22 protein-coding genes, 1 pseudogene and 1 other annotated feature are annotated in these 19644 nt (G+C 48.1%); of the genes and pseudogenes, 19 read left to right on the forward strand and 4 right to left on the reverse strand.

The genetic code is table 11. From position 1 onward, the window contains the following. Positions 1–33: 33 nt before the first annotated feature. The 9 genes from ASG16_RS18885 (at position 34) to ASG16_RS18925 (ending at position 7350) form a co-directional block, all read left to right on the forward strand. Entirely contained in the window at positions 34–1509 is a 1476-nt protein-coding gene (locus ASG16_RS18885) for an Rne/Rng family ribonuclease (RefSeq protein ID WP_056497553.1), read from the forward strand. A 57-nt stretch (positions 1510–1566) separates the two neighbouring features. Continuing rightward, positions 1567–1645 (forward strand) — a sequence feature (ribosomal protein L21 leader region). 10 nt (positions 1646–1655) lie between these two features. After that, positions 1656–1967, forward strand: coding sequence for a 50S ribosomal protein L21 (gene rplU, locus ASG16_RS18890; protein ID WP_016739197.1), 312 nt, complete (start codon positions 1656–1658; stop codon positions 1965–1967). A gap of 13 nt (positions 1968–1980) precedes the next feature. Beyond that, the gene (locus tag ASG16_RS18895; RefSeq protein WP_048032113.1) at positions 1981–2331 is read left to right on the forward strand and encodes a ribosomal-processing cysteine protease Prp; all 351 of its coding nucleotides are present in this window, start codon (positions 1981–1983) and stop codon (positions 2329–2331) included. Positions 2332–2338: 7 nt separating this feature from the next. After that, entirely contained in the window at positions 2339–2632 is a 294-nt protein-coding gene (rpmA, locus tag ASG16_RS18900; RefSeq protein ID WP_005832382.1) for a 50S ribosomal protein L27, read from the forward strand. A gap of 201 nt (positions 2633–2833) precedes the next feature. Then, on the forward strand, positions 2834–3418 hold the full coding sequence (locus ASG16_RS18905) for a Spo0B C-terminal domain-containing protein (RefSeq protein WP_048032114.1): 585 nt from the start codon (positions 2834–2836) through the stop codon (positions 3416–3418). 13 nt (positions 3419–3431) lie between these two features. After that, positions 3432–4709 carry a GTPase ObgE gene (gene obgE, locus ASG16_RS18910; protein ID WP_048032115.1) on the forward strand — a complete coding sequence of 426 codons (1278 nt, stop codon included), beginning with the start codon at positions 3432–3434 and terminating at the stop codon, positions 4707–4709. Positions 4710–4717: 8 nt separating this feature from the next. Further along, positions 4718–5383, forward strand: a complete 666-nt coding sequence (locus ASG16_RS18915; RefSeq protein ID WP_056497550.1) for a PilZ domain-containing protein — start codon at positions 4718–4720, stop codon at positions 5381–5383. A 290-nt stretch (positions 5384–5673) separates the two neighbouring features. Further along, the gene (locus ASG16_RS18920) at positions 5674–6129 is read left to right on the forward strand and encodes a helical membrane plugin domain-containing protein (RefSeq protein WP_007728644.1); all 456 of its coding nucleotides are present in this window, start codon (positions 5674–5676) and stop codon (positions 6127–6129) included. Positions 6130–6171: 42 nt separating this feature from the next. Further along, positions 6172–7350, forward strand: coding sequence for an NAD(P)/FAD-dependent oxidoreductase (locus ASG16_RS18925; protein WP_056497548.1), 1179 nt, complete (start codon positions 6172–6174; stop codon positions 7348–7350). Positions 7351–7401: 51 nt separating this feature from the next. Here ASG16_RS18925 and ASG16_RS30955 read toward each other — a convergent pair whose 3' ends face one another. Further along, positions 7402–7554 (reverse strand): hypothetical protein, encoded by a 153-nt coding sequence (locus ASG16_RS30955; protein WP_007728640.1) that lies wholly within the window; start codon positions 7552–7554, stop codon positions 7402–7404. 185 nt (positions 7555–7739) lie between these two features. Between ASG16_RS30955 and ASG16_RS18930 the strand changes: the two genes are divergently transcribed. The 6 genes and pseudogenes from ASG16_RS18930 to ASG16_RS31270 all read left to right on the forward strand — a co-directional run. Next, a complete protein-coding gene (locus ASG16_RS18930; protein ID WP_048032118.1) occupies positions 7740–8183 on the forward strand; it encodes an ACT domain-containing protein in 444 nt (147 codons plus the stop codon). A 32-nt stretch (positions 8184–8215) separates the two neighbouring features. Further along, entirely contained in the window at positions 8216–9514 is a 1299-nt protein-coding gene (locus ASG16_RS18935) for a homoserine dehydrogenase (RefSeq protein WP_048032119.1), read from the forward strand. After that, positions 9514–10596 carry a threonine synthase gene (thrC, locus tag ASG16_RS18940; RefSeq protein WP_056497545.1) on the forward strand — a complete coding sequence of 361 codons (1083 nt, stop codon included), beginning with the start codon at positions 9514–9516 and terminating at the stop codon, positions 10594–10596. Before ASG16_RS18935 ends, thrC begins: the two co-directional genes overlap by 1 nt. Then, positions 10593–11522 carry a homoserine kinase gene (gene thrB / locus ASG16_RS18945; protein WP_056497542.1) on the forward strand — a complete coding sequence of 310 codons (930 nt, stop codon included), beginning with the start codon at positions 10593–10595 and terminating at the stop codon, positions 11520–11522. The genes thrC and thrB overlap by 4 nt, the downstream gene beginning before the upstream one ends. Positions 11523–11544: 22 nt before the next feature. After that, positions 11545–12408, forward strand: a complete 864-nt coding sequence (gene pheA / locus ASG16_RS18950; protein ID WP_056497538.1) for a prephenate dehydratase — start codon at positions 11545–11547, stop codon at positions 12406–12408. 148 nt (positions 12409–12556) lie between these two features. Beyond that, positions 12557–12610 (forward strand): annotated as a pseudogene (locus ASG16_RS31270) (LysM peptidoglycan-binding domain-containing protein); the annotation flags it as partial. Between the two features lie 125 nt (positions 12611–12735). On the opposite strand, the gene ASG16_RS31275 reads toward ASG16_RS31270, so the two are convergent. Then, complete coding sequence (locus tag ASG16_RS31275; RefSeq protein WP_056497537.1) at positions 12736–13152, reverse strand: hypothetical protein; 417 nt, start codon at positions 13150–13152, stop codon at positions 12736–12738. 147 nt (positions 13153–13299) lie between these two features. Here ASG16_RS31275 and ASG16_RS31280 point away from each other — a divergent pair, with 147 nt between their 5' ends. Together ASG16_RS31280 and ASG16_RS18960 are read left to right on the forward strand one after the other, a co-directional pair. Further along, positions 13300–13812, forward strand: coding sequence for a hypothetical protein (locus ASG16_RS31280; protein WP_056497534.1), 513 nt, complete (start codon positions 13300–13302; stop codon positions 13810–13812). Between the two features lie 378 nt (positions 13813–14190). Continuing rightward, complete coding sequence (locus ASG16_RS18960; RefSeq protein ID WP_056497531.1) at positions 14191–15219, forward strand: YutH/CotS family kinase-like spore coat protein; 1029 nt, start codon at positions 14191–14193, stop codon at positions 15217–15219. 55 nt (positions 15220–15274) lie between these two features. On the opposite strand, the gene ASG16_RS18965 is transcribed toward ASG16_RS18960, so the two are convergent. After that, on the reverse strand, positions 15275–17263 hold the full coding sequence (locus tag ASG16_RS18965) for a bifunctional 2',3'-cyclic-nucleotide 2'-phosphodiesterase/3'-nucleotidase (protein ID WP_056497528.1): 1989 nt from the start codon (positions 17261–17263) through the stop codon (positions 15275–15277). 216 nt (positions 17264–17479) lie between these two features. On the opposite strand from ASG16_RS18965, the gene ASG16_RS18970 reads away from it, so the two are divergent. Then, positions 17480–18052, forward strand: coding sequence for a BofC C-terminal domain-containing protein (locus tag ASG16_RS18970; RefSeq protein WP_056497526.1), 573 nt, complete (start codon positions 17480–17482; stop codon positions 18050–18052). Positions 18053–18137: 85 nt separating this feature from the next. On the opposite strand, the gene ASG16_RS18975 is transcribed toward ASG16_RS18970, so the two are convergent. Next, complete coding sequence (locus ASG16_RS18975) at positions 18138–19223, reverse strand: hypothetical protein (protein ID WP_241970794.1); 1086 nt, start codon at positions 19221–19223, stop codon at positions 18138–18140. 132 nt (positions 19224–19355) lie between these two features. On the opposite strand from ASG16_RS18975, the gene ASG16_RS18980 reads away from it, so the two are divergent. Next, entirely contained in the window at positions 19356–19547 is a 192-nt protein-coding gene (locus ASG16_RS18980) for a hypothetical protein (RefSeq protein WP_048032130.1), read from the forward strand. Positions 19548–19644: the final 97 nt, after the last annotated feature.

Below are 19644 nucleotides of genomic sequence, written 5' to 3' on the forward strand. Positions count from 1 at the left end.
CAATGTTTGCACGGGGAATAAGGAGTGAAGGCAGTGAAGCAAGTAGCAATCAGTGCACAAGGTGGCAGCATCCGCATTGCATTTATGGAAGACGGGAAATTGCAGGAATGGCGTACACAGGATGTGGGAGCACACGCAGGCGTTGGTGACATTTATCAAGGACGGGTCGCGGATGTGAAGCCAGGTATCCAATCCGCCTTTGTTGATATTGGTACAGGCCAAAATGCATATTTGTATGTAGATGACACGGTCGGTGTGGAGTCGGGTGGAGCAGCGAAACCAAGTATTGCGGAACGTGTTCACGTAGGCCAAAAGGTATTGGTTCAAGTGAGTAAAGAGGCGATGGAAATGAAGGCGCCAAAAATCACGATGCGAATCAGCTTGCAGGGGCGTTATCTGGTATACCTTCCGACTGAAGATAGCATATCGCTTTCGCGTAAAATAACCGATGATACCAAACGAAAACGACTGCATCAGGTGATCTCTTCGACAGTAGCGCAAGGAGAAGGCTGTATTCTGCGCACGGAAGCAGCGGAAGCAGAAGAGCAGACACTCATTAGCGAACTGGTCTATTTGCGTAATCGCTGGCAGGACATGCTGCGAACAGCGGAGGGACTGCGCTCGAGCGGGCGGATTTTTCAGGATGCAGAGTTGATCGAAGTGGCGCTCCGAGATGGCTTGGCAAACGGAATGGACGAGCTGTTGGTAGAAGGTGCGGCGACTCATCAGCAGGTAAAAGCGGCGTTGGCAGCTTTTGCTCCGGAAGTACAAGAGAAGCTTCGCTGGTATCAGGGCAAACAACCGCTCTTTGATTTCCTGGGTGTCGAGGCGGAGCTGATTCGTGCTCGTGATCGACATGTGCCACTCAAGAGTGGAGGGTTTTTGGTCATCGACAGGACTGAAGCGATGTCGGTCATCGATGTCAATACCGGTTCATTCACAGGTGGGGGAGGGCAACAGCGGGAGCAGGCAGTGACGGCGACCAATCTGGAGGCGGTAACTGAAGTTGCCTGGCAACTGCGGTTGAGAGATATCGGTGGAATCGTGATCATAGATTTCATCGACATGAAAGAGCAGAGCAATAAGGAGCGCGTGATCTCGCGTTTGAAACAAGAGCTGAAGAGGGACCCTGTGCCTTCGACTGTTCTCGGGATGACGTCGCTTGGATTAGTCGAGATGACACGAAAAAGAGTGCGTGCGAGCCTGACGGAGCGGCTGACGGAGCCATGTGAGGCTTGCAAGGGCCGAGGGAGAGTTTGGCGAGTAGACGAGCTGTTCCGGCGCTTGTACGGCGAAGTAACCGCATTGGCAAAGAGCCAAGATGCGGAGGCAGTTCTCGTGGATCTGCCGCCAAGATTGTTGGACATGATAGAGGAGTGGGAAAAAGCAGAAGCAATTACATGGCCAGTTCATGTATATAAGCAGCTTGTCCCTTCTATGAACCCAGACGAGTTTCGAATTGGATACGTAGGAAATCGGGCAGAGGCGGAGCGGTTACAATCGAAATAACTTGACTGGGCTATTGTAGCTATGATAACCTAATGGTTGTCATGCAGATATGTCTCGTGCATACTGTAACCGCACGAATCAGGTACATAAGCCGTCGCTCGTCGACGCACCTGTAAAGGCGAGTCTGAGTATAGGAGGTGCACACAGTGTACGCAATTATCGAAACCGGTGGAAAGCAATACAAAGTTGAAGAGGGAGCAGTTCTCTTCATCGAGAAATTGGCTGGCAACGAAGGAGACGTTGTTACTTTTGACAAAGTTCTCTTCGTAAGCAAAGACGGCAAAGTTACTGCAGGAGCTCCTACAGTAGCTGGTGCAACGGTAACTGGTAAAGTAGAAAAACACGGTAAATCTGCAAAGATTATCGTGTACAAATACAAAGCCAAGAAAAACTACCGTCGCAAGCAAGGTCACCGTCAACCATTCACCAAAGTTGTGATCGAGAAGATCAACGCTTAATTGGTGACTTGTTATGATTGAAGTGATCGTGAGCCGTGCGCAGCACGGTATCCATGAAATTAGTATTTCCGGACATGCCAATGCGGGTGCCTATGGGGCAGACATCGTTTGTTCTGCTGTATCAGGCATCAGCTTTGGTATATTAAACGCCATCCAACCTTTGACCGGCATCACTCCTGATGTCGCTGTCGCACAAGAAGGCGGTGGGTTCTTGAAGTGGAGTCTTTCTTCTTCGGATGATGAGGCTACACGCGAGAAACAACAGCTTTTGGCAGAGAGCATGGTTATTGCTCTTTTGTCAGTTGAGGCGAATTACGGTAAATACGTAAAAGTAAATGATCGTAAATGGCAGGGAGGTGTCTGATATGAACATGCTGTTTAACTTGGACCTTCAGTTTTTCGCATCGAAAAAAGGGGTAGGTTCCACAAAGAACGGTCGCGATTCCATTTCCAAACGTCTGGGCGTGAAACGTGGCGACGGGCAATTCGTTACTGCTGGTAACATTCTCGTTCGTCAACGCGGAACAAAGATTTACCCAGGTGCGAACGTAATGAAAGGCGGAGACGACACTCTGTTTGCAACTGCAGATGGTGTTGTTCGTTTCAAGCGTCTGGGCCGTGATCGCAAACAAGTTGTGATCGAGCCAGTTGCTTCCGAAGCGTAAATATTTGTTAAGAAAAACCCAGCGATATAGCTGGGTTTTCTTTTTGTCCGGCTCTTTTTTAACGAGTAGGAATTTTAAAATTTCGGAGCGCATAAAAACTTCCAGTAAAACGCGGTCGCTCTTCTATGATTTTGCCTCGAAAGAGGTTTTTTTATGGTACAATAGATGGGAAAGATATTCTTATCGACTTGGGTGAATGTGATGGGGGACGAGCGGAGGCTGTTTACGCATCAGACAGACCAACTGCTGACCGTTCTGAACAGGCAGCGGCATGACTGGTTGAACCACGTTCAGGTTCTGCTCGGCTATTTGCATTTGAACCGTACTGAACAAGGAGAGGCCCATTTGAAGCGCATCGCACAGATGGCGATGCAGGAATCGATGGTTGCCCGATTGAATAGCTCCTTGTTGTCCGTCTTCTTCTTGACATTTAACGCACTGAACAATGAATTGCTTTTAGAAGTAGACGTGTGCAATCATGTGGATCTCACGCGAGTAGTTTTGGACGAGCAAGACTTGTTTCAGTTGGTGTCAGAGATATTATGCACAGTGAACGATCATGTAGACCAGAGCGGGTACGAAGCAGCCAGCATGCAGGTAAGCTTGCAGATGGATGAGCGTGGCGTTCATTTTCGTTTTGACCTGGCCGGTGTACTTCGTGCATCCGGAATGGAAGAATTGGAAAAGCTGATACGTAAAAGCGAACAGAGTACGGTGGAGGTCACCGAGTGGATACATACGGAAGAAGAATGGGTCCTAAATTTGGTGGTCCCATTCGCGGAATGAAAGAGGTGACACCATGTTTGTCGATCAGGTAAAAGTATATGTAAAAGGCGGGGACGGTGGTAATGGAGCCGTCTCCTTTCGCCGGGAGAAGTACGTACCGCTGGGTGGTCCAGCGGGTGGAGATGGCGGTCAAGGTGGAGATGTCGTATTTGTCGTGGATGAAGGTCTGCGTACACTGGTAGATTTCCGCTATCAACGACATTTCAAAGCCCCACGCGGAGAGCATGGCCGCAACAAATCTCAGCACGGAGCAGGCGCGGAGGATATGGTCGTGCGCGTTCCACCGGGAACAACTGTCATTGATGATGATACCAAAGAAGTGATTGCCGATCTGGTGGAGCAGGGCCAACGTGCTGTGATCGCAAAAGGCGGACGTGGAGGACGAGGCAATATTCGTTTTGCCAACTCTTCGAATCCAGCCCCACACATCTCGGAGAACGGAGAGCCAGGTCAAGAGCGTTACATTGTCATGGAGCTCAAGCTGATTGCAGATGTGGGCTTGGTTGGCTATCCGAGTGTAGGAAAATCCACGTTGCTGTCCAGTGTAACAGCGGCGAAGCCAAAAATTGCGGCGTACCACTTTACGACGCTGACACCGAATCTGGGTGTTGTGGACTTGGGCGAGCAGAGCTTTGTTATGGCTGACTTGCCAGGATTGATTGAAGGTGCGCATGAAGGTGTGGGTCTTGGTCACCAATTCCTGCGTCACGTAGAGCGGACACGCTTGATCGTCCATGTGATTGACATGGCAGCGGTAGATGGACGCGATCCATACGAGGATTATTTGCAGATCAACCGAGAGCTGACGATGTATAACCTGAAGCTCGAAGATCGTCCGCAAATTGTAGTCGCGAACAAAATGGAACTGCCAGAAGCAGAGGAAAACCTGCGTATTTTCAAGGAAAAGGCTCCAGATGTGAAGGTGTACGAGATCTCTGCTGCAACCCGTCAAGGCGTACAAGAATTGATGTATGCGATCGGGGATACCTTGGCGACGATTCCGGACAAGCCTGCTGTCGAGGAAGTTGCGGAAGTGGAAGAGCGCGTGGTGTTCCGAGCGGAAAAAGAACCAGAGGCATTCGAGATTACGCGTGATAACGAAGTATTCGTCGTCAGCGGTGAAAAGATCGAGAAGCTCGTACGCATGACCAATCTGAACAGCTATGATGCAGCCCAACGTTTTGCAAGACAAATGCGCAGCATGGGTGTAGATGATGCTCTGCGTAAGCTGGGAGCAAAAGACGGGGATACCGTTCGGATCGGCAAATTAGAGTTTGACTTTGTGGAGTGACAAAAACCATGATTGATATCCCATCACTGAACCCATTTTTGGGGGATAAACGACTCCAACGCGGTGCGGCGCTACCGCTAATCATCTCCAAGCAGGTGAAGACACCTGTCCAAGTTTTGGTTGAACATGCAAAGGGCAGTTATCTCGTAGTTTCCTACGAGATGAAGCCTGAAACAAAAGCAGAGCTTCTCGGATCAACTGTACGCATTCGTTGGGAGACGGATGCGGCAGTGAATACCATTGATTTGGAAGTAGTTTCGGAGCAAACGCTTTGGCCGATCAAGCTTTTAGGGATGATTCCGATTAGTGTAGGGGTAGAAATTACACAAAAGCGCAAGCAGGATCCCATCTCCCCAGATCTCGGTATTTCTGTCCCTTACAAGGTGATGGGAGCCAGACCGATCGAAGAAAAAGGCGAGGCAGTGTTGCTAAAATTCTCTCCTACCCGTCTTGTTTTGGGAACGGACGGTTATGTGTCGAAGGGCGATTTTCTCCACTTGTCTTTCAAGATACCGAAGCAAGCGCAGGAGATCGTCATGATGGCGAAAATCGTGGAAAAAACGTTCCAAGACAAGCAATCAATCATTGAATTAATCTTTACGGATATCAATGAAAAGCACCATGAACTCATCAAAGATTACTATAAAAAGCTCTCAACTACCGCTTCTTCCTAAGGAAGCGGTTTTTTTCCTTTGATGTTCCTGTGAAGAAGGTATATAGTAGAGTACATAGAGTTCTAAATCGAGCCTGTTCACTTCATGATTTGTTGTGTACGCTTTCCTGAATAAATACATGTGAAATCATTCACTTTTGATTATTCGAATCCGTTGTCTGCTTTACTTTGTGAAAAATGTTACAAACAATTTTTTACCGGATTTTCAGGGAGAATAGCGGCCGTTACTCGTATGAACAGGCATCGAGAATGAAAGGCCTCTATTCCAAAGCAAAGGAGGACGTTTTTTTTATGTCTCAAACAACTACGCAACAAGCTCAAGCTGCTGCTGAAGTAGCAAGCACTGCAACTCTGGCACCAGCGCAGCAACAAGATGTACTCGATCAGTTGATGAAACCGGAAATTCAAGAGTCACTGAACGTATTGGTGGCGAACCTGCCTAAATTGGCAGAACTGACTACTCTTTTGACCAAAACATATGATTTGGTACAAACAGTAGCCAATGATCATGTGTTGATCGACGACATCAAAGGCGGAATGGAAGAGTTCGTAAAACCGATCTCTGATAAAGCGAAAGGTATTGCGCAAGCAGCCATTGAAGCCAATGACCGTGTTCATGTAGAAGAGTCTACTATCGGTTTGTTCGGTATTCTCAAAATGCTCAAGGATCCGCAAGTACAAAAAACATTGCGTTTCGCACAAGCATTCCTGGAAGTATCAGCAGAACGTCAACAACAAAAACGCTAGTTTTTTTATTATGGAATGGAAGACAAGGACGGAGGATTGGGCATGGCGAAGCATATTCTGATTCTAGGCGGCGGTTATGGCGGTTTGCTCAGCGCATTGACCGCACGTAAATACATGACGGCTGAAGAAGCGTCGATCACGGTGGTAAACCGTTTTCCTACTCACCAAATCATTACGGAACTGCACCGCTTGGCAGTAGGAAACCTGTCTGAACAAAACGTGGCGCTCCCTCTGGAAAGATTGCTGCGTGGCAAAGAGATTAACCTCGTAGTAGATTCGGTAGAAAATATTGGCCTCGATTCCCAACGCGTAACATTGGCGAGCGGCGAGTCCATCAAATACGATGCTTTGGTAATTGCGCTGGGTAGTGAAACCGCATTCTTTGGGATCCCAGGTCTGCAAGAGTACAGCTTTACACTGAAGTCTGTAGAAGAAGCAAATCGTCTGCGTGCACACCTCGAAGAGTGCGTGATTGAATACAAGACGAGCAAAAATAAAGCAGATGCTACCTTCGTTGTAGGTGGTGGCGGTCTGACAGGTATTGAGCTGGTTGGGGAATTCGCTGATATGTTGCCAAATCTGTGCCACAAACACGGCGTTGACTTTACAGACGTATCCATCTACTGCGTAGAAGCAGGTCCATCCATTTTGGCTGGTTTTGCTCCTGACCTGGTTGAGCGTGCGAAAACGAGCTTGGAAAAACGCGGCGTTCAGTTCCTGACAGGCGTACCTGTAACGGAAATGAAAGAAACCACGGTTTGCCTGAAAGATGGCGGTACCATTGAAACCAAAACAATGGTATGGACAGGTGGCGTACAAGGAAATCGCGTAGTGGCGGAGTGCGGCGTGGAAGTAAACCGCGGACGTGCAACTGTTACCGAATTCCTGCAATCCACTTCTCACCCTGATGTATTCCTCGCAGGTGACAGTGCGGTCGTAATGGGGCCAGAAGGCCGTCCATTCCCTCCAACTGCGCAACTGGCATGGCAAATGGGCGAAGTAGTGGGACACAATCTCTTCGCGCACTTCAACGGCACCAAAATGGATACCTTCAAACCGGTATTCTCCGGTACATTGGGTAGCCTGGGCCGTAAAGACGCGATCGGAACAATTGGTGCAAGCCAACTGAAGCTGAAAGGCCTGCCAGCAACCTTGATGAAAGAAGCGAGTAACGTTCGCTACTTGACTCATATCAACGGTCTGTCCTCTTTGGCATACTAATCGAATCAGGAAAACCCGGGATCATGGTGTCCCGGGTTTTTTTGCGCTTGTTTATCCGTTTCCACTCGGATCTTCAATCACGTTGGGGGATTGTGCCATCTTTTTGCCCCGCATGTCATTGCCAAACTGTTCAAGACTGCTTGGCTTACCCGCTGGGTGATTGTTACGGCGCTCCGATTTATCTGACTTTCCACGTCCGGCCATTTGCCTTTCACCTCCTCCATACGATACGCATTATTGTGCGCGAAGAAGCTCCCCCTCATGTAATCAAAGAAAACCAAATATGATCCGATGAAAAAAAGTGACGGATAAGGATTGTCACATTACATGCTATCCGTTATAATGTCCTCTATGAAGAAACAACTGTTTTTCTCAGGAGGACACAACGCATGAAAAAGGAAGAAAAATTCTACTTGATTCGATCTGACATCCTGCCAGAATCGATTGCCAAAACGATTGAAGCCAAGAAGATGCTGGAATCAGGCGAAGTGGATACCGTGAATGAAGCGGTTGAACGCGTGGGATTGAGCCGCAGTGCTTTTTATAAGTACAAAGATGGCGTTTTTCCGTTCAATGCGATGATGAGCGAAAAAATTATGACGTTTACGTTCTCTTTGGATCACATGTCAGGTTACTTGTCCAAAGTGCTCACATATGTAGCCGATCAAGGTGGAAACGTGTTGACCATCAATCAGACGATTCCACTTCAAGGGATTGCTACCATATCCATGTCAGTCGATATGGCTAATCTTCGCGTATCTAGCACGGAGTTTTTGGATAACTTGCAGTTGATCCCGGGCGTTCGCAAAGCGATGATCGTCGGTAGAGGCTAAGTAAAAAAATAAAGAAAAGGCAGGGGAGAGACATGGAGAAGCAGAGCATTAAATTGGGATTAATGGGATTTGGGACAGTCGGGACTGGTGTCGTCCGCATTATTCAAGCACATCAAGAGGATTTGCAAAAGCAAACCGGCCTCAGTATTGAGATTTCCCGTATTCTTGTTCAGGATGCGGAAAAATCTCGGAATATTTCATCCATGGTGGGTGCGCTGACCACTGACCCTGCTAGTCTTTTGGATGATCCGGAAATTGAAGTCATCGTAGAAGTAATTGGTGGAATTCACCCTGCAAAGGAATACATTTTGGGTGCACTCGAACGGGGCAAGCACGTAGTAACTGCCAACAAGGATCTGATGGCGTTGCACGGGGCCGAAATTTTAGAGAAGGCGCAAGAAAAGGGCTGTGACGTCTTCTACGAGGCAAGCGTGGCAGGTGGCATACCGATCTTGCGCGCGTTAGTAGAAGGGTTCTCCTCAGACCGCATCGCGAAAATGATGGGGATCGTCAACGGGACGACCAATTACATCATGACCAAAATGAGTCAAGAGGGCGCAGAATATAGCGAGGTATTGAAAGAAGCGCAAGCACTGGGCTATGCGGAGCAGGACCCTACCTCCGATGTAGAAGGCTTTGATGCCGCCCGCAAAATGGCCATTCTGGCAACCCTGGGCTTCCGTGTACCGATGAAGCTCGAAGATGTGGACGTAAAAGGGATCAGTTCCGTGAGCAAGGAAGATATCGCCTATGGCAAACAACTGGGCTATGAAATCAAGCTGCTCGGACTGGCTCGCCGTGACGAAGAGGCGATTGAGGTAAGTGTGCAGCCGACTCTGGTTCCAAAATCTCATCCACTCGCTTCCGTAAATGGCGTCTTTAATGCCGTGTACGTACATGGGGAAGCGGTAGGGGAGACCATGTTTTACGGGCCGGGCGCAGGTGAATTGCCGACTGCTACCGCCGTTGTGTCAGACCTCGTCACTGTCGTCAAAAACAGAAAGCTAGGAGTGAATGGACGCGGAATGGTTGCTCCATACAAAGAAAAAGTATTGAAAGAAGACAGCGAAAAATTCTCGAAATACTTCCTGCGCATCGTCGTTGCGGATAAACGCGGTGTTCTTGCTCAAATTACTCAGCTATTGGCAGATAAAAATATTTCCCTTGAGCAGGTCATCCAGCAACCGTTTAACAACGGTGAGGCGGAGATTATCATGATTACACACCTGTCCTCAAAAAGTGATATGGATGCGGTACTGGCTTATATGGAGCAGATGGATATCGTATCAACTGTGCAGAGCTGCTACCGTGTAGAAGGGGGAGACAAATAATGGCATCTGATCGACAGTCTGGCATCCTTGCACGCTACCGGGAATTTCTCCCGATCACAGAAAAAACTCCGCTGGTTAGCTTGCATGAAGGAAATACTCCCCTGATCCATGCCCCGAACCTATCCAAACAATTGGGGGTGGAGCTGTACGTCAAGTATGAGGGACTCAATCCGACCGGCTCTTTCAAAGATAGAGGCATGGTCATGGCTGTAGTCAAAGCGGTAGAAGAGGGAAGCAGTACGATCATGTGCGCTTCGACGGGGAATACATCAGCAGCAGCAGCGGCGTATGCGGCACGCTCAGGATTGCGTTGCATCGTTCTGATCCCGAACGGCAATATCGCACTGGGTAAGCTGGCGCAGGCTATCGCCTATGGTGCAGAAGTCATCGCGATTGACGGTAATTTTGATGAAGCGCTGGATATCGTTCGCGAAATCACGGCGAAAGAGCCAATTACACTGGTGAATTCCGTGAACCCTTACCGAATTGAGGGACAAAAGACCGCGGCATTTGAAGTGTGCGATGCGCTGACGGACGCACCTGACATTTTGGCCATTCCAGTTGGCAATGCAGGTAACATTACAGCATATTGGAAGGGCTTCGAGGAATATTTCGCAGCCAAAAAATCGAGTCGCTTGCCTAAGATGTACGGATTCCAGGCAGCGGGAGCAGCTCCGTTAGTTCATGGCGAACCAGTAGCCAACCCTGAAACGATTGCGACAGCTATTCGCATTGGCAACCCGGCGAGCAAGGATGGCGCCTTGAATGCCATTTCGAAATCAAGCGGTCTCGTCGATAGCGTGACGGACGAAGAAATTTTGCATGCCTATCATTTACTTGCGAAGAGTGAAGGTGTGTTTTGTGAGCCTGCTTCGGCAGCATCGTTGGCTGGCATTATCAAGCTGCATAAGGCTGGAAAGCTTCAACCCGGCAGCCAGATCGTATGCGTGCTGACTGGAAACGGACTAAAAGATCCAAATATCGCTTTGAAGCTGGTAGGGGAAGAGCCACGCTCTGTTCCAGCGACACATGAAGCTGTTATGGAGCTGGTTCGTCAAAGTGGGAGAGAATTTGTATCATGAATGGGCAACGTGTAAAAGTAACCATACCGGCAACGACAGCGAATCTGGGACCGGGATTCGATGCGCTGGGAATGGCTTTCCAGTTGTATTCTGTCGTAGAAATGGAAATCAGTGATCATACGACAGTAGAGATGATGGGCAAGGAGCTACAAGGAACACCGACTGACAAAAACAATCTTCTGTACAAGGTTGCGGCGAGAGTGTTTCAGGAAGCAGGTCTCGCCATTCCTGAGCTCGCGATCCGTGCTTCCAGTGACGCTCCTCTGACGAGGGGCTTGGGGAGTAGTGCTGCTGCGATTGTAGGTGCACTCGTAGCAGCGAATCATCTCGCTGGCGAACCATTTACTCGTGAGCAACTGTTTGAAAAGGCAACGCGTCTGGAAGGGCATCCGGATAATGCGGGTGCTTCGATGTTTGGCGGTATCATTGTTGCGACGATGCCTGAAGTAGAAGGAGACCCCATTCCTTATGTGCGGTTTTCCGCTCCTGCGGGATTGCAAACACTCGTCGTGATCCCAGAATTCATGCTCGCGACAGAAAAAGCGCGGAACGTCTTGCCACAGGTGTACAGCAGAGAGGATGTTGTATATAATGTGGGTCATAGTAGTTTGCTAGTTGCTGCACTGGCACAAGGCAGACTAGACCTGATGGGACGGGCAATGTCGGATCGGTTGCATCAGCCGTATCGAGCAAAGCTTGTGCCTGGCTTGAACGAAATCCTGGACAAAGCGACTGAACACGGGGCACTGGGAGCTGCTTTAAGCGGCGCTGGACCAACGATCCTCTGCTTTTTCTCTTCGGATGAAGAATTAGAGAAGCTGCGTGCATTTGTGGACAGAGTGATGAAAGGGCACGACATCTCGTACCGCGTGATGATCTTGCAACCGGACGAAAATGGCGTACAGGTAGAAATCCATCAGAGATAGACCATAGTGGATAGGAGTAGCCATGGAGAAGAAACTTGCTTTTCTAGGACCGCGTGGAACGTTTACCGAAGAAGCAGGGCGGATATTGTCGCTCGGACAAAAGCTGTCTTTCGTTCCGTACCCAAGTATTATTGAAGTACTAAACGCTGTTTCCAAAAAGGAAGTGGCATACGGTGTCGTACCGATGGAAAACTCCATTGAAGGTACAGTCAATTCTACACTGGATTGGCTCATTCACGAAGTAGATTTGCCTATTTTGGCGGAACTCGCACTGCCTATTACGCAAAACCTGCTGGTGGCAAAAAGAGAGCAACCATTGCCATTGTCAGCGATTACGAGAGTGCTGTCACATCCTCAAGCGATTGCACAAAGTCATAACTTTTTGCGTGAGAATTTGCCAGAAGCAGCGATCGAAACGGTAAACAGTACGGCATTGGCCGCAAAAATGGTGAGTGAGCATCCAGAAGAGCCGTGGGCTGCTGTTGGTACTCGATTGAATGTAGAGATTTATCCTTTGGAGTTTGCGCGTGAACAAATTCAAGATTATTCGAATAACTACACGCGCTTTGTTCTCGTCGGTCAGGAAAGTCTGGATCTACCGGTTTCCCGCAAGGAAAAGACGACGATACTAGTCACGCTGCCAGAAGATTTTCCGGGAGCATTGTATCAAGTACTGGCTGCTTTTGCTTGGAGAAAGGTCAACTTGTCTCGCATCGAATCACGTCCGACGAAAAGAGCACTCGGAAGCTATTATTTTGTTATCGACATTGAACAGAAGATGGACGACGTCTTGTTGCCAGGAGCGTTTGCGGAGATTGAAGCCATTGGTTGTCAAGTTCGTCAGCTCGGGACGTATCCATTTTATATGCATCAGACCAATTCCTAGAGGGATTGGTTTTTTCTTTTTCTGCTCCTTCCCAACAAAGGAGTGGCGTCAAGGAGCAAAACGCCCATGACTGCATACGATGTTAGGGAGTTTGGTGCAAGGGAGGAGAAAAACATTGAGAATACACATCGTCCAAAAAGGCGATACGATGTGGAAGATCGCCAAAAAATATGGCGTCGATTACAAAGAACTGTTACGCCTTAATAGTCAATTAAAAACTCCCGATACAATTTATCCTGGAGCGAGAATCAAGATTCCGGCGAAACAAGTTCCTGTCCGACCATCGCAAAGAACGACGCCCCCCCATCCAATGAGTGAGGCGGCCCCTTATGTGAAAGAAAGACCGATTACGGAAGAGGAAGAGATGGAGGTACCGCAACAAATCGAAAGGCGTCCAATTGAGCCGGAAGAATCAGGAGAGGTACAAATCGAGTCCACGGAGGAGACCAGACCTACTCTACCGCCGGCTCCCATTCCTACGAGGCCACCCAAGGAGATGCCTAGACCTCCCAAAGAAATGCCAAGACCACCAGTCCCTTCTGTTTCACCAGAGGTAGTCAGGCCAACGGCACCACCAACATTACCACCTCCACCACCAACACAGCCTATTCCAAAACCAACGGAGCCGATCGAAAAACCAATCGAAAAACCGATTGAGAAGCCAACACCGTATAAACCACCGAACATTTCAGGGAAGCCAAATGTGCTGCCTCCGGTTCCACCTGTTCCTATACGTCCACTCATGCCGACTCCACCTCCAACCGGAGTGAGTCCGTATATTTATCCACCAGCAATTCCACCGAATCCAAATGTGCCCAGCATTCCATATAGACCACCTACACAGGTCTTGCCATTACAGCCTACACGACCGCCAGCATATGGATGCCCTCCTTGCCCACAGCCGAATTATCCGCCGCCACGGGTAAGTCCATTGCAACCGATGCAACCAAACTATCCACCGCCGCGGGTAAGTCCATTGCAACCGATGCAACCAAACTATCCACCGCCACGGGTAAGTCCGTTGCAACCGATGCAGCCGAACTATCCGCCCCCACGGGTAAGTCCGTTGCAACCGATGCAGCCGAACTATCCACCGCCACGGGTAAGTCCAGTGCAACCGATGCAGCCAAACTATCCACCCCCAAGGGTGAGTCCGTTACGTCCGCAGAAGCCGCCTTCAAAGGTGAGTCCACAACAGCAGCTCAAGCCGCCTTCAAAGGTGAGTCCACAACAGCAGCTCAAGCCACCTTCAAAAGTGAGCCCGCAACAGAAGCTGAAGCCATCGACGAGGGTAAGTCCAGAGCAACAGCGCAGGCCAATGCCACAGGTGCGTCCATTCCCGCCGTTCCCACCGACGTTCATGCCACCATTCCCGCCATTTCCGCCTTGCCCACCGTGGTTTAGCCCGTTTGTACCAAATCGACCGATTGTGAGTCCAGAACAATTTCGACCAATCAATCCATTTCCGCCTTGCCCACCACCGATTAGACCGATGCCGTTTCCTTATCCATGCCCACCACCATTTCCGCCCATGCCATTAAAGCGGCCACGAGCGAAGAAGCCTGTGTGCCCGGAACCAGTGGAGTCATCATCATGTGAGTGTTCTTCTGAAGTCTCGGAGTACAGAGGACGAAAAGGCAAGTACAATCGTTCTCCACAGGGGATTCACAATAACATGATGTTCCCACCTTCCCCGTGTATGGCTTCCATGCCTGAACAAGGGGTTTGGCCGAACTGGGGAGATGGGCATGAAGAATCCTCTTCTTACTGAGAGGGTATGGGATGAACAAGGGAATCTTATCCACCATTGAAAAGGCTTTTCGCTGTCAAATTTATGGGGCGAAGCCGAAGCGAAACGTCAACCTGTTAAAAACAGACCGGGGCCACTGGATACTCAAAGGATATAAGCAGGTCGAAAAAGCTGTGTGGGTGACAGAGTTAGCGGATGCACTGCATGAAAAGGGCTTTCATCATACCGTGCAGTATGTGGCGAGTCAGGAAGGGTCCAAAATTTTTGCATTTGAAGACCGTTATTACACCATCATGAAAATGATTGATGGGCATGAAGCAGATAACGCTTCTCTTTTCGATGTCAAAAAAACAGCGGAAACATTAGCACGTTTTCATGTTGCAGCTCAAGGTTTTCCTATTGCTCATACGTATGCGTATGAAGGAAAACCGGCTCTTTTAGATAAATGGGAGAGCCGCTTGGAATACTTTGAGCGGTTGATGTGGTCGGTGGAACAAAAAGGACCCCAGACAAAACTGGAGCAACTCATTTCGCACCAGGCAGATCACGTTCTTCGAGATGGCAAGGAGCTGCTGCAATCTGCCTACAAGCTGCCTTTGACGCCAGAAATGTTTTTAGCCATGGAGAAGGGGACACTCGCGCATAGAGACGTGGCGAGTCATAACTTTTTGCTTACGGAGCGAGGCAATTGCTATTTGATTGACCTTGATACAGTAGGTCATGATCTTCAGCTTGTTGACCTCGTGCAATTGATGTCGCGGATGCTATTGATGCAAGAGTACCGCATGGATTCCTTTGTGGAAGCGATGGAAGCCTATAGTAACGTCAACTATTTATCTGATACCCAGATTTGGGCTGTTCATCAATTGCTTCGCTATCCGGATAATTTCTTGCGGGAGGTAACGGGCTTGTATAGTCAGCGTCCAGGATACCACATGAAGGGCGTCATGCAACTGATCCAAATGGAAGGCAAATTGATGGCGAATCGCCAACGCTTTTTAAACGATGGAGAACGAATTTTCCAGCGCTCTCCGTGGGGTCAATACCATTTTGTCGGATAGTCGGATAAAACAAAACATCCCTCTCGAAAGAGGGATGTTTGTGTTGTCGACAAGCTTACTTGGAAGCAGGCTTAGACAGATCAATAGAGAATTTCGCAAACCCAGATTCCAATACGTTGATGAACTTGATATGGGACAATTTTTCAGCAAATGGTTTTGCGTCAGGAGAAGAAGTGAATGTAACATTCAGCTTCGCATCTACTGGAGCAAAAGACCAGTTGTTGTCTGCTGCTGGGTCGATATTTTTTTGGTTCAGGATGTAGTCGATTACGATTTGACGGTTTTCATCTGGAGAATCGATTATGATGTTTTTGCCATCCAGACCTGGGAACGCACCGCCGCCGCTTGCACGGTAGTTGTTGGTTACAACGATGAATTTGTCTTCAGGTTTTACTGGTTTGCCGTTATAAGACAGGTTTTTCACCCGGTTTGCATCTTTGTTTGCTACTTTTCCATCTACAGCGTATTTGGATGGCTGTGTAACATCGATTTGATAAGTAACACCGTCAATTACATCAAAGTTGTACGTTGGGAAAGACTCGTTGATGAGTGGCTGCTCATCAGTTTTCTTCGTATCGATTTGGTTGAACTGTCCAGCGGAGCGTTCCAACCATTCTTTCACCGTAGCTCCATCGACCAAAACTGCTTTCAATGTGTTCGGGTAGATGTACAGGTCAGATACGTTTTTGATGGCGATTGTACCAGCTGGGATATTGGAGTAGTAGCTTACTCCGTTACGGCCGCCTGCTTTAAATGGTGCACCAGCAGACAGAACTGGAATGCCTTCGTATTCTGTACCCTTCACGTTTTTCTCAACGAACCATTTTTGTGCATTGGTTACGATTTGGATAGATGGGTCATCTTGTACAAGTGCGAAGTAGCTGAAGATCGGGGAAGATGTTTTCCCTACAGCAGAACGAACCCATTCAACTGTTTTATCGTGATCTTCTTTTACTGCATCTACGATAGCTTTGTCTGCATCAGCCAAGGATGCTTTGTTCGCTTTGTCATAGATCGGAACTACTTTTGTAGCGGACTCAGCCACTGTCCATTTGCCTTTTTCTTGTTTCAGCGTCAGGTCGATCACGCCGAGGTGGTTACCCCAGAAGCCAGGCATAACGGCTGGTTTACCGTTGATCGTTCCTTTTTCTGCATCAACGCCTGGAATTTTATCGAATCCAGGACCAGGGAATACTGAGTGGGAATGTCCGAACAGGATCGCGTCGATACCATCTACTTTACTCAGTTGGTAGCTAGCGTTCTCCAATTGAGGACCACCCTCGATCGGGCCAATTCCGGAGTGAGGAACCGCGATGATGATGTCCGCACCTTTTTTCTTCATTTCAGGTACGAATTTATTGGCGGTTTCCACGATGTCCTTCGCGATTACTTTTCCTTCCAGGTTAGCCTTGTCCCATTGCATAATTTGTGGCGGAACAAAACCGATTACGCCTACTTTGAGTTTTACATCTTTGCCGTTCTCATCTTTAAAAGTACGCTCCAGAATTTCGTAAGGAGTGTACATGTTTTTGTCATTGTTCGGGTTTTTGTCCTTGTCGTCTACATAGACGTTGGAGTTTATGTAAGGGAATTTCGCACCCTTCAAGCTGGTGTCCAAGAACTCCAAACCAAAGTTGAACTCGTGGTTACCGATATTGGCAACATCATAGTCCATCAGGTTCATTGCTTTGTAAGCAGGGTGAGTATCTCCAGCTTTCAACGGGTCAATTTTTGCTACGTAGTCGCCCAATGGGTTTCCTTGCAACAAGTCACCGTTGTCAATCAGGATGCTGTTTTTCACTTCTTCTCTTGCTTTTTTGACCAATGTGGCTGTTTTTGCTAGGCCAAACTCGTCTGTGTTTTTGTCTTGATAGTAGTCATAGTTAACGATGTTGGTGTGGATATCTGTCGTTTCCAACAGGCGGAGCTTGAGGACAGAACCTGTTTGCGCGCTTACAGGAGTAAGAGGAAAAGAGAGTGCGCCAACAACCAAAGAAGTGCTGAGGAGAAAAGCAGTCAGCATTTTTTTGTTCGTTTTTTTCATGTTTGAAATGACCTCCATAAGTTTACAATAATGCCAAGCAAAAATAGTTTATCATTAGATTCAGACCCTGGATAGATAGCTAGATGAAATAGTATATTAATTTTTTGTATTGACAAAAATAAAAAAATATAAGATCAATCCCCCATTAGTCGTGTATGTCCATTTTTCTTTGTGGCAATGATAGGAAGAAAAGCCTATATAAAGAAGGGGTTCAATGTGAATGAGAAGAAAGCATGGATGGTCTATGCGACATGGGGTGCAGCATTAGCCACGGGCGTTGTAGTCGGTATCCTGTTAGTAGGAAAGGACGGAAATGATTCGGTCCTTGCCCGTTTCCTAAACTATACAGGCAAAGCGGATGTAGTAGCAGGTAATTCGTACGAACTGGTTTTAACTCGCCACTATTTGTGTGGGGTGCGAGATGAAGAACATGTGTCTGTTCATACCGAGCAACTGGCAGACGTCATGGGTAACTATCATGGATGGGAAATTGTACAAGCAGAACCTGTCAAGATGATCTTGATGAAACGCGAGCAGGATATAGCGCCAGCGTGCAAGGAGAATGGACATATCGGAATAGCTGCGGATGGTATGCTTACTCTCTTTCATGGTCTGCCTGCTGAACAGGATGTCGTGCAAACGTTTTATCGAATCGATACTGCGAAAATGGAAGCGAGTCTGCCAAAAGAGGAATGGGAGAATCTGAAACGGGGGATTCGCATTCGGAATTTGGCAGAGTATAACAGTGTGTTGTCCACCTATGGCGAATACCAATGGAGTGGCCAATGAAAACGGGTGAACCAAAAGAAATCCCTTTCGAGCCTTTCGTGTAACAAGCACGTATGGGACTGGAAAGGGATTTTTGATTCCATTGCTAAGGATTTAGTTCAACCGCAATGATTCGCCAACGTTCCCCCGGCACTTCCCGGTGCAAAAGAAACGTCCATGTCTGTCGAAAATTCCCGCCTTCCCGGGCGATGTATGAGAGCCGAACAGGAACCTCTATCAAGAAGGGACCGCGTTCGTCTGACGGGATGACGATTTCTGACGATCGCACAGATTCGATCGCGGTCAGCCCTTCAGGAAGTGAGAATCCGTCGGTTGTCATTCGCATAGCATGGGTGTCGTGCTCATGCAGAGCGGTGAGGAAATAGCCGACGAGTTCTTCAGGAGACGCCCCTTTTATTGTAGTCGCAAGTGCTCCGGAGGCTTTGAGAATCATCATGCTGTGACTTGGATCTGGCTCTGTTCGTCGATGGGTGGAGCTGCCGAAAAAGTGGATGCAAAAATGCCCCGGGAATTCATTTCCTTTAATCGCACCAGCGCCATGCGGCATTCCGTGCATGGATGCTGCAAAATAAGTACCGTCTACCTCTACCAGAATGGCTCTGCGCTTCCACGACCATTTTCCTTGATAAATGTTCTTCATGATTTGTGTATCCTTGCGTGTCAAAGGTTGAACATCAGCATGGCGACTACCTGCTCGGCGTTGGACATCAAATCGTTGTCCCGTCTCTAAATCAATGACGGTACCGAATTCCATCCGTTTCAACGTTTTTTTCACCTGTTCCCAGGGAATGGCTTGTGCAAAATGGATAGCTTCAACGGACTTGACCATTTCTTCAATCCGCTGGCGAACATCGTTTGCCAATATATAACGACGAGGCATTTTTTTCTCATAAAGCTGGCCATCGTGATCATATACATACGTTCGTTTTTTTACAGTCAATGTAGCGCGTATCCAGTGAGGGTTGTAAGAGGCGACTTCGGTAGTAGAACCCAATAGCCGCTTCGTAAATTGCTTTTGATCACGGAAGGACATGGTCGTTTGGAAGGAGGACTCGGGTGACACCGAAACGGTGACCGAGATGTTATTCTTGACTTTGGCAAACACAGAGTACGGCATTGACAGTGCGATTACGAAAAAGCATATACAAAAAATAAGGACTTTGCTTCGCAACAACCAACACCTCCACTGCTTATCGTTTCAATAAGATGTCTGGCTCATGTAGCGTAAATCTTGGTATCATAACGCCATTGCGCTTACGCCATACTGATTTCATACGGTGATCGAAGGAGGAGTCTTTAGACTATGTCTACCATGCCTAGAGGTAGCTACAAAGACCAGTTCCATCAGCGTTTGTACGTTCAGTTGAATCAGGGGCACAACAAGCTCAATTACCAACAGATCAATAAGATCAAAGAGCACATGCAGAGTGGCGTAGACGACTATGCCCACATGCAGCATGATGTGTCGGAGTCACTCGGAATGAACAAACACTAACAGACGCCGTATAACCCGTTCCTTATAAGAAGGAGCGGGTTTTTATATGGAAATGCACGTTCGCTTTTTTTGTGCTTTGTGTTACAGTAGAGAGTAG

Origin of the sequence: Brevibacillus sp. Leaf182, from assembly GCF_001423865.2 — a bacterium.
GTDB lineage: Bacteria > Bacillota > Bacilli > Brevibacillales > Brevibacillaceae > Brevibacillus > Brevibacillus brevis_C.